Origin of the sequence: Azospirillum sp. B4, from assembly GCF_000333275.1 — a bacterium.
Lineage (GTDB): Bacteria > Pseudomonadota > Alphaproteobacteria > Azospirillales > Azospirillaceae > Nitrospirillum.
Window position 1 is genome coordinate 1 of record NZ_BACU01000574.1, and the last position, 9,608, is coordinate 9,608.

The window sequence follows — 9,608 nt, forward strand, 5'->3', positions numbered from 1 at the left end:
GTTGGATGCGCTGGAATTGTTCCCGGGTTCGGCCCGACAATGTGGGGGCCAGGGGTTGTCCCTGGAACAGCACTTGGCCGCTGGCGGGCGCCACCAGGCCGGCGATGACCCGGGCCAGCGTGGACTTTCCGGAACCGGATTCGCCAATGACACCCAGCGTCGTGCCCTTGGTGATGGATAGGGTGACGTCGCGCAGGACCGGGATCTTGGGCACGCCCGCTTCCACCCGGCCATAGCCCGCCGTCAGGCCGCGCACCTCCAGAAGCGGGGGCGCCTGTTGGGGGGCGGGGCGGTGGGGCCGGGCCTGCGTCGAGGGACGTGCCGCCGCCATGAGGGTGCGGGTATAGATGTCGGCCGGTTTCTCCAGCACCTGGCTGGCGTCACCGGCCTCGCGCACCCGACCCCGTTGCAGCACCACGATGCGGTCCGCGACCTGCGCCACGACTGCCAGATCGTGCGAAACGTACAGCGCCGTGGCGCCCTGTTGGCGCACCACCCGCTTGAAGGCGCGCAGCACGTCGATCTGGGTGGTGACGTCCAGGGCGGTGGTCGGTTCGTCCAGGATCACCAGCTCCGGATCCGTCATCAGGGCCATTGCGGCCATCAGTCGCTGCAATTGCCCGCCCGACAGCTGGTGGACATAGCGCCCGCCGATGGCTTCCGGCTCGGGCAGGGCCAGGGCGCGGAACAGGCCCACGGCCTTGGCCTCGGCCGCCGGCCGGGATATCAGGCCGCGCCCCACCGCCGCCTCCACCACCTGGTCCATGATGGTGCGCGACGGGTTGAAGGCGGAAGCGGCGCTTTGCGCCACATAGGCGATCCGGTTGCCGCGCACGGTGCGCAACTGCGATGCGTCCAGGGTCAAGATTTCCGTGTCGCCCACCCGCACGCCTCCGCCCGCGAGGCGGCAGCCCCCCCGGGCATAGCCCATCAAGGCCAGGGCGATGCTGGTCTTGCCCGACCCGGATTCCCCAATCAGCGCCAGCACCTGCCCTCTGGGGATGGTGAAGTCCACATCGTTGACGATGGGCGTTTCCTGGCCGCCAGCGGCTGGCGCGGTAATCCGCAGGCCTGAAACCTGGACATGATCCTGCGCGGCGCCCATCTCAACGCCCTCCAGTGATGCGCCGGCCGCGCCCCGGCAGGGCGTCGATCAGCAGGTTGACGCCGATGGTCAGCGTGGCGATGGCCATGGCCGGCGCCAGGATGGCCAGAGCGCCGTCGCCCAGGCCGGAGATATTCTCCCGGACCAGTGAGCCCAAGTCGGCGTTGGGCGGCTGCACGCCCAGGCCCAGGAAGCTCAAGCCTGAGAGCAGCAGTACAATGAAAACGAAGCGCAGGCCGAAATCCGCCAGTACGGGATGGATCATGTTGGGCATGATTTCCGCGGTGGCGATGTACAGCCGGCCCTCGCCTCGGGCGTAGGCCACCTGCACGTAGTCCATCTGATTTAGATTGATGGCCAAGGCCCGGGCGATCCGGAAGGCCCCCGGGGTGTAGGTCGCCGCCGCGATCAGCAGCAGCAAGGTCAGGGACGACCCGAAGGCGGCGACCAGCACCAGGGCGAACACCTTGCTGGGAATGGATATCAGGGTGTCCATGAAACGGCTGATCACCTCATCGACCCAACGGGGGCAGACGGTGGCGGTCAACGCCAAGCCGGCGCCGGTCGCGCTGGCCAGCAAGGCGGAGGCCAGGGCCAGGCCGACCGTGTATTGGGCCCCGGAAAGCAGGCGGCTCAGCACGTCGCGGCCCAGATAGTCACTGCCCAGCCAGTGCTGGGCGCTCATGCCGTCGAAAACCTCCGGCGAGACGAAGGCGCCCACGTCATAGGGCGCCAGCAGGGGCCCGGCGGCGCCCAGGACCAGCCACAGGACGACCAGCGCCAGGCCCACCCGCCCCGATGTGGACAGACCGGACAACCAGTGCCGAACCCGGCTCGCGGCTGTGGACGCCGGTTTCACCATGCTTTCCTCGCGCAAGGGGACGGTGGGGGTCATTGGCCGCGCAGCCTCGGGTTGGCCAGAATGGCGCAGACGTCGGCCGCCAGCATCAGCAACAGGTAGGCCACGCAGAAGATCATGGCGCATGCCTGCAGCAGGGGCATGTCACGGCTGGTGACGGCGTTGACCATCAGGCTGGCGATGCCGGGATAATTGAAGATCGTCTCGACGATGACGGCACCACCCAGCAGGTAGGATAGGCTGAGCGCCATGGCGTTGACGATGGGGGCCACGGCGTTGGGCAGCACATGGACCAGCACGACGCGCGAGGGGGACAACCCCTTCAACAGCGCCATCTCCACATAAGGACGGCTCAACTGGTCGATGACGGCCGCGCGGGTCATGCGCGCCATCTGCGCCACGGTCACGCAGGCCAGGGTCATCACCGGCATGGCATATCCGCGCAGCATCTCCGCCCAGCCAATTCCCTCACGCACCACGGTGATGGACGGCAGCCACCGCAGTGTGACGGAAAAGACCAGGACGGCGATCGTCGCCACCAGGAATTCCGGCACCGCCACCATGCCCAGGGTCATCAGGTTCAAGGCCCGGTCCAGTCCCGTGTCGCGGTAAAGGGCCGACAGGAGGCCAATGGCCAGGGCCAGCGGAATGGCGACGGCGGCGGTGAGGCCGGCCAGTGTCAGTGAATTGGGCAGGCGTCCGGCGATGACCTGGCCGACCGGCATGTTCGCCACCAGCGACTGGCCGGGATCGCCCTTGATCATGCCGCCCAGCCAGCGCACGTAGCGCAGGTGTGCCGGCTGGTCCAGACCCATCTGGTGGCGCAGGGCGGCCACGGCCTCCGGCGTGGCGCTTTGTCCCAGCGTCTCTTCCGCGGCGTCGCCGGGCAGCAGCGCGCTTATGGTGAAGACCACCAGGGACACCAACAGCAAGGTCAGCAGCGCCGATCCCAGCCTGCGCAGGATCAGGCGACCGGCCGCGGCGATGCCGCTGCGATTTCTTGGGGAGCCATGGGCCACGGGTCAGCCCTCCCACCAGACATGTTCTGCGAAGGAATAGCCCATAAGACCGCCGATGGGGATGGAGCCCAGCCCTTTCAAGCGCTGGTCATATCCGTCCAGCGAACTGATGAAGACCGGAATGCCGACGCCGCAATGGTCATGCACCAGTACCTGCATGTCGCCGTACATCTGGCGCCGGCGCGCCTCGTCCCGTTCGCCACGCGCCGCTAGCAGCAATTGGTCGAACTGCTCATTCCGCCAGCCGGATTCGTTCCACGGCGCGTCCGACTTGTAGAACAGGCTGAACAGCATGTCCGCCGTCGGCCGCGGGTTGGTATTGCCGAAGCCCAGCGGGTGCTTCATCCAGTGGGTAGACCAGTAGCCGTCGGCCGGCACCCGGTTAACCGCCAGGTGCAGCCCCGCTTGGGCGGCGAATTCCTGCAGCATCGAGGCCATGTCCACCGATCCATCGGCGGCCGGCGAGGCGTAGACAGGCAGCCGCGCCCCCGCCAGGCCCGCCTTGCGCAGATGGAAGCCGGCGCGATCCGGGTCGTAGGGCCGCTGTGGCAAATCGGCCAGGTAATAGGGACTGCCGGGCGGGATTGGCTGGTCGTTGGCGATGGTGGCGTAGTTGCGGTACAGCGTGCGGCGGACGAGTTCGCGGTTGAACAGGAACTTCATGGCCAGCACGAAATCCGGATCCCGCGTGGGCAGGGCGTCCTGCCGCATGATCAGATTGGTGTACAGGCCGGATTTGGTTTCCAGCACGCGGTGGCCGAGCGACGCCTCGATACGGCGGGCGGAGCGGGGGTTCACCGCGTTGACCAGGTGGACATCGCCTGACAGCAGGGCGTTGACGCGCGACACCTCATCCGGAATGCCGAGCAGCTCGATCCCGTCCAAATAAGGTCTGCCTTCGACCCAGTAGTTTTCGTTGCGCGCGGCGATGGTCGCGATGCCGGGCTGGAAGGAGATGCAGCGATAGGGCCCGGTGCCGATGGCCTGGCGAAAGTCGGCGGTGCCGTCCTGCACGATCAGGAAGTGCGAGTCCGCCAGGATGGCCGGCAGGTCGGCGTTGGGGCCGGTCAGTTCGATCGTCACCTCGTTGGAGCCGGAGACGGTGACGCGCCTGAACTGGTCCGCGATGGTCCTGACCTTCGATGCTGTGGCCGGGTCCTGGTGCCGCATCAGGGAATAGACCACGTCCTGTGGTGACAGCGGCTTGCCATCATGAAAAGTCACGCCCGTGCGCAGGACGGCCCGCCATAGGATCCGGTCGTCGCTTTCCAGCGTCTCCGCCAGGGCGGGTTCCGCCGACAGGTCCGCGCGGTATCGCGTCAGGCCACTGTAGAACATGTAATGGCGGGCGTAGTCGGTTGACAGGGCGCCCTTGGCCGGATCTAGCGTATCGGCCGTGGAGCTGGACATGCCGGCCACGCGGATGCGGCCACCTCGCCGGGGCAGCGCCGGTTCCTGACCGGCCCCGAACGCCGGTCCGCCCGCCGTCAGACCCGCTGCCAGCATCCCGCCCATGAGGTGCCGCCGCGTGATCAGGGATGGGATCGCACGGGCCGTCAATGCAGGATGTCCTGGACGCGGTAATAGGCGCCCACCAGCGGAAGGAACCAGGGCTTGCCGAGGTGCCCCGGGATGCTGGGCCAATCCAGGTCCGCCCAGGGGTTGGCCTGGGGCCGGCCCATCATCACCTCGGCCATGCGCTCCCCCATGTAGGTCGCCATCTGCACGCCATGGCCGCTGTAGCCCATCGAGTAATACAGGCCGCCATGCTGGCCGGCGCGGGGCAGGCGGTCGGCGGTCAGGTCGACCATGCCGCCCCAGCAATAGTCGATGCGCGTTCCCGCCAGTTCGGGGAAGGTCTGGCCCAGCGTCGTCTCCAGGATGCGCCCACTCTTGAGGTCGGACAGGGGATTGGAAACGGCGAACCGCGCCCGCCCGCCAAAGACCAGGCGGTTGTCGGTGGTGGTCCGGAAGTAGTTGCCGATATTCTTGCTGGTGACGTAGTTGCGCCGCCTGGGGAACAGCCGGTCCAGCAGCGCCGTGTCCAACGGCTGGGTGACGATGATGAAGCTGCCGACGGAAACGATGCGGCGGCGGAACCATTGCAGCGGGCGCAGGGCGCCGCCGGTGCCGCCGCCGCCCGTGGCGATCAGAACCTGGTCGGCGACGATCTCGCCCCGGGGCGTCACCACCCGCCAGCCGCCGCTGGGGCGGCGTAGGATGTCGACCGCCGGCGTGTGTTCATGAATGCGGGTGCCCGCCCGGGCGGCAGCGTGGGCCATTCCCACCCCGAACTTGCCGACGTGCAGCTGGGCGCTGGTCGTTTGGATCAGGCCACCGTGGAAGGCGTCGGAGCCGATCTCGTCCCCGATGTCGCCAGGCGCCACCAACTCCACATCGGTGTCGATTTCCGCCCGCAACACGTCATATGCCCTGGCCAGCTTCTCGAAATGCTCGGGCTTGGCCGCCAGTTTGAGACGACCGGGGCGGCGGAAGTCACAGTCGATGTCATTCTCGCGCGCCAGCCGTTCCACCGTGTCCACGGCCGCGACATGGGCGCGGTAGTAGGCGCCGGCGCGATCCCGGCCCAGCTTGGCGGACAGGGCGGCGTAGTCGTGCGCCAGTCCATTGTTGCAATGGCCGCCATTGCGTCCCGACGCCGCCCCAATGGCGCGGTCCGCCTCCAGCACGGTGACGGACACGCCCCGTTGGCTGAGCGCCAGGGCGGCGGAAAGGCCGGTGAAGCCGGCGCCGATGATGGCGACGTCCGTGCGGCTGTCCAGGCCGCCGTCCGCGCCGCCGGTGAAGGGGGGCGCGGTGTCCAGCCAGTAGGAGCAGGTCTTGGGTCCGGTCATGGACGTCAGGGCCCGATGACGGCGGCCATCAGGGCGCCGTGGCGGTCGACGGTGACTTTTGGGGGCCGGAACGCGATCATGCGACGTCTTTCCTTTTGGGATGCCATGATTTGGCTGTTCGGCTCCGGCGCGGGCCCAGTCGAAGGGAAGGGTTGGGCCTTGCCGGCCGGCACCGCTTTCCACATTCCATGCGCACCCTGTCCGGTGACCATTCTTGTGAACCCATTAGGCCATAGGCCGATCAAAACATGTCCTTAAACTGCCCCGGGCCGGCGCAGGATTCCGCCTTTTGCCCATCGCATTCAGCATAGTTTGCTGCGACGCGGGAAAGGCGGCCGGCGTTAGTATCCGAGATCGCGCCGGATCAGGCCCTGCATGGGAATGCCGGCTTGATGACGCCGGATATTGTCCAGGAGGGCCTGACCGCCGGTATCGGCCGTGGTCATGCTGGCGACGTGCGGTGTCAGGAGAATCTTGGGGTGGCGCCAGAAGGGATGATCGGCTGGCGGTGGTTCGCTGTTCAGCACATCCAGCACGGCACCGGCCAGCCGGCCGCCATCCAGGGCGTCCAGCAAATCGCTCTCGATCAGGTGTCCGCCCCGGCCAGCGTTGATCAACCCGGCACCTTGGGGCAGCCGGTCGAAGGTCTCGCGGCATAATATGCCACGTGTCTCCGGCGTCAGCGGCAGCAGGCAAATCAGAACGTCGCATTGCGCCAGGAAGTCCGGCAACTGCCCGCGTCCGGCGTAGCAATCCACGCCGGCAATGGCATGCGGGGTTCGGCTCCACCCCAGCAAAGGGAAGCCGAAGGCGCTCAGCCGGGCCAGTACCGCTTGCCCCAGCACACCCAGGCCCATGACGCCCACCCGCCGCTGGGCCGGCGGCACGAGACGGGCGGGTTGCCATCGGCCTTGGCGCTGGTCGCTGATGTACTCGATGACCCGGCGGTGCAGGGCCAGGGTCGCGAATACCGCGTATTCGACCATGCCTTCAGTCAAGCCGGCTTCAACCATGCGCACCACGGCAACGGACGGCGGCACCTGTGACAGGTCAAGCTGGTCAACGCCAGCACCGATGGAGAACAGAACCTCCAGGTTGGGCAGGGCCGCAAAGATATCGGCGGTTGGCGCCCAGGCCGCGAGGTAGCGTATGGCCGCCGGATCCCCCATCTCCGGCCAAAGGTGGAAGCCGATGTCGGGGGCGTGGTCCGCGAACAGCGCCTGCCAAGCGCGGCCGCGGTCAATCTCGGACTTGTAAAGGACGCTCATGACCGCACCTTCGGGATTGCGGTGACAGGGGATGGCGCTCCGGCCATGCGGCGCCGACGGTTGCGGGCCTTCACCACCGCCAGGTGCAGCCACAGGGCCGGCCCCGTGATCGCCAGCATCGCCAGCGAGAGGCCGGCGAACAAGGCAAACCCCAATCCGGCGGCGCCCGCGATTCCTCCGGTATGGATGGGCAGGGCGACCACCCAGGCGTCGGTATTCCGGTCAGCGGGCACGGACAGGGTCTCGTGCCCGGACATCAGATCGATGGTCACTTGGTGCACCGCCACGGGGCCGTACTCCGGCGCTCGGAAGTACACATCCAAAAGGTCGGCGCCCCGCGAACGCAGATCGCGGACGGGGTGGCCCGGGAAGCGCGCACGGGCCAGCGCCAGCGCCCCATCCCAATCGCTCATTGTCGTTAGGGTCGCCGTAGGCGATGGGGATGGAGCGGCCAGCACCATGGGTACCGCCAGGGTCAAGCCCGTCAGCGCGCTGATGGCGATGACGACGGCCGCGACCGCGCCCAGGATGCGATGGCCTTGCCGCAGAATCATGCGTGCCGGTTGGCTCCAGTGGATAGTCAGGCTTTGGCGCCAGCGTCCGGGGCGGGGCCACCAGTGTGCGAGGCCCGCCAGCGTCACCATCAACGTGGCGAGACCAACCAGGATGATGACGGCCGTGCCCGGCCTGCCCGTCAGCATCTGGTCGTGCAGCCGGAGTAACGCGATGGCTGGAAAACGCCAGACGGATCCATCCCGCAGAATTCCGGCCGACTTCGGGTCAAGCGCGACATGGCGGGCGCAGCCATCCGGGTCGGTCAAATGGGCCAGGTAGGGGGCATCCGCCTGGCTGGGGAAGTCCAGCCGGCGCAACGTGGCGTTGGGATGCGCGGTGGCGAGAACCGCCTGCAGGCGTCTCAGCCGCACGGTGTCGGCGGCGGCACCATCCGTGGTTTGAGGGAGCGGCCCTTTCGTGTCCAAGCGAGGGCCCAGGGTATCCTGGAACAGCAGCAGGAGACCTGACGCCGCCTGGATCAGGATGAAAACCGCAGCGATCAGGCCGCAGTATTTATGCAGTTGATAAAGGGCGCGCTTGGAAATCACGAGGTCCTCCCGGCCCAAAGCGGCCACCCGGGGGCGCTGGCGGGCCGGGAGGGTCGCGGAATGGCGGCAGGGGCCGCCCTGTCGAGCCCTATCCCCGGAGGGATAGGGCGCCCTCGGGTCAGAACTTGTAACGGACCCGTGCCTTGAACGTGCGTGGCGCGCCAGGCTGTACCCATAGCGCCGCGTAGCTATTCGCGTACCAGGTTTCATCGAACAGATTGTTGATTTCGCCGCTCAGCTCGATGTCGTCAGTCAGATGGACGGACCCCATCAACCGCACCAGCGTGTAGGCGGGCAGGGTGAAGGTCGTGCCGGTCTCGCCCAGCCGTTTGTCGACGTAGTTGACCCCGATGCCGACACTGGCGGGCTTTTCCATTACGGAGAAGTCCTTGAACAGGATCAGGTTGCCGCTCAGTTCGGGAATGTTGATCAGTGGATCGCCAACGGCCACGACCTTGCCGAAGTCGGGGTCGAGAACCGATGATGTCGAATAGGCGTCGATATAGGCGAAGCTGCCCAGCAACCGGAAATCATAGGGCAGCTTGGCACTAACGTCGAACTCGACACCCTTGCTTTCCGCGGTGCCGATGGCGATCACATATCCCGAGTGCACGGGATCGGCCGTGATGATGTTGTCCTTGCTCATCTTGAACAGGGCGATGGAACTGGTAATCCCCTGGTCCGGCGACACGTATTTTGCGCCGATCTCGTAAGATTCCGTTTTCTCGGGCGCGAAGGGCGTTCCGTAGTAATCCTGCCCTGTGTTGGCGCGGAAGCCCTGCCCATAGCTGAAATAGACCGAGATCGATTTGGTCGGTTCATAGACGATACCGACCTGGGGACTGAAGGCGTCAGGACTTTGACGCGTCGTCACGTTCGTCGCGCGGGTCAAGATCGTCTGGCTGAAATAGTCATAGCGGCCACCCAGGCGCACCTTGACAGTGTCCGTGACGTCAACCTGGTCCTGGATGTAAGCGCCGGTGGTCTTGTCGCGCTCGTATTGATTAAAGACCAGGCCGGTGGTGGCGGGCAGCAAGCTCGCCGCCGTGTAGACGGGGTTGTAGATGTCGATGGCGTTCTGCTGGGCGAATGTCGGATGTGTCGATAGCGCGGGCGGGCGCGACCGCGTCTGGAAATTGTCGAATTTGAAGTCGTCGTAATCCGCGCCCACCAGCACGTGATGTGTGAGGCCGAAGGTGTCGAACTGCCCGTTGATTTCGCCGCGCAGGACGATGTCCTCGGTATCATACGTGGTATAGCGGCGCTGGCGGGAGAGCGTGCGCCCATCGGTGAAGAAAGGCTGGCGGGAGGCCACAAGTTCCGGTGTTTCACCGTACCCCTTGAGATCGGTGGTGCGATAGCCGGCCCCCAGCAGGATGCCCCACTTATCACTGAAGTC

8 protein-coding genes are annotated in these 9,608 nt (G+C 66.6%); all 8 read right to left on the minus strand.

The features are described 5' to 3' along the window. The coding region (locus I55_RS39155; RefSeq protein ID WP_044563572.1) for an ABC transporter ATP-binding protein at positions 1-1,105 on the minus strand (1,105 nt) is incomplete at its 3' end. A gap of 1 nt (position 1,106) precedes the next feature. Further along, positions 1,107-2,000 (minus strand): ABC transporter permease, encoded by an 894-nt coding sequence (locus I55_RS25700; protein WP_044563573.1) that lies wholly within the window; start codon positions 1,998-2,000, stop codon positions 1,107-1,109. Then, entirely contained in the window at positions 1,997-2,983 is a 987-nt protein-coding gene (locus I55_RS25705; RefSeq protein WP_252181316.1) for an ABC transporter permease, read from the minus strand. The genes I55_RS25700 and I55_RS25705 overlap by 4 nt, the downstream gene beginning before the upstream one ends. 3 nt (positions 2,984-2,986) lie before the next feature. After that, positions 2,987-4,543, minus strand: a complete 1,557-nt coding sequence (locus I55_RS25710) for an ABC transporter substrate-binding protein (RefSeq protein WP_252181317.1) — start codon at positions 4,541-4,543, stop codon at positions 2,987-2,989. After that, positions 4,540-5,838, minus strand: coding sequence for an FAD-binding oxidoreductase (locus I55_RS25715; protein WP_044563575.1), 1,299 nt, complete (start codon positions 5,836-5,838; stop codon positions 4,540-4,542). Before I55_RS25715 ends, I55_RS25710 begins: the two co-directional genes overlap by 4 nt. Positions 5,839-6,179: 341 nt before the next feature. Continuing rightward, positions 6,180-7,106, minus strand: a complete 927-nt coding sequence (locus I55_RS25720; protein WP_044563576.1) for a glyoxylate/hydroxypyruvate reductase A — start codon at positions 7,104-7,106, stop codon at positions 6,180-6,182. After that, positions 7,103-8,209, minus strand: coding sequence for a PepSY domain-containing protein (locus I55_RS25725; RefSeq protein ID WP_044563577.1), 1,107 nt, complete (start codon positions 8,207-8,209; stop codon positions 7,103-7,105). The genes I55_RS25720 and I55_RS25725 overlap by 4 nt, the downstream gene beginning before the upstream one ends. 118 nt (positions 8,210-8,327) lie before the next feature. Continuing rightward, on the minus strand, positions 8,328-9,608 hold a 1,281-nt coding region (locus I55_RS25730), incomplete at its 5' end, for a TonB-dependent siderophore receptor (RefSeq protein ID WP_044563578.1).